Origin of the sequence: Halomonas icarae (assembly GCF_009901955.1) — a bacterium.
GTDB lineage: Bacteria > Pseudomonadota > Gammaproteobacteria > Pseudomonadales > Halomonadaceae > Halomonas > Halomonas icarae.
The window spans coordinates 1-835 of sequence record NZ_WUTS01000011.1 but is presented as its reverse complement, the minus strand read 5'-3'; the positions used below and the strand labels follow the sequence as shown (position 1 = coordinate 835).

Here is an 835-nt window from a genome sequence, read left to right as displayed (position 1 = left end):
CTAGGGAGCGTTAACAATTACTAATTTTTGCGTACCTGATGTAGCATGACGGGATTTGGATGACGAATGCCTCGACTGATGCTGCGTGATGACCAGTGGGAGAAACTTGAGCCTCTCCTTCCCGGCAAAGTGACCGACTGTGGTGTGACCGCCAAAGACAACCGCCTCTTTGTTGAAGCTGTCCTCTGGATCGCTCGCACTGGGGCTCCTTGGCGTGACCTGCCTGCCTCCTTCGGTCGCTGGCATACCGTCTACATGCGATACAACCGCTGGTCAAAAAAAGGCGTTTGGCAGCAGGTTGCCGACACGTTGGCCGATGATCCTGATCTGGAGCAGTTGATGATCGACGGCAGCATCGTCAGGGTTCATCAGCACGGGGCTTCAAAAAAACGGCACAGAGCGCCGAAGCCATGGGCAAGTCTCGAGGAGGCTTGAGCACCAAGATACACGCGGCTGTTGATGCCTTGGGCAACCCTGTTAGGCTGATTCTCACCCCAGGGCAAGCCTCAGAATACGGTGCGGCTCCGGCGTTGCTTGAAGGCTTTGCCCCGAACGCTGTACTGGGTGACAAAGGGTACGATTCTACTGCGCTGAGAGACACCATCCGAGCGGTGGGTGCCGAGCCAGTGATTCCACCGAGAAAGAACCGCTTGGCGCCCATCGAGGTAGACTGGCACAGCTATAAAGATCGTAACCTTGTCGAGAGGTTTTTCCAAAAAATCAAACAGTTCAGGCGTATCTCAACGCGCTATGAGCGACTGGCAAGAAATTATCAGTCGCTACTCTGCCTCGTATCGGCCATCGTTTGGCTGGCCTGATTGTTAACGCTCCCTAG

1 protein-coding gene is annotated in these 835 nt (G+C 54.9%); it reads left to right on the top strand.

Translation table 11 applies throughout. From position 1 onward, the window contains the following. The first annotated feature begins 66 nt into the window (after positions 1-66). A protein-coding gene (locus tag GRB80_RS15975; protein WP_419880027.1) for an IS5 family transposase occupies positions 67-818 on the top strand; the annotation gives its coding sequence in 2 pieces (ribosomal slippage) (positions 67-390 and positions 393-818; 750 coding nt in all). Positions 819-835 lie beyond the last annotated feature (17 nt).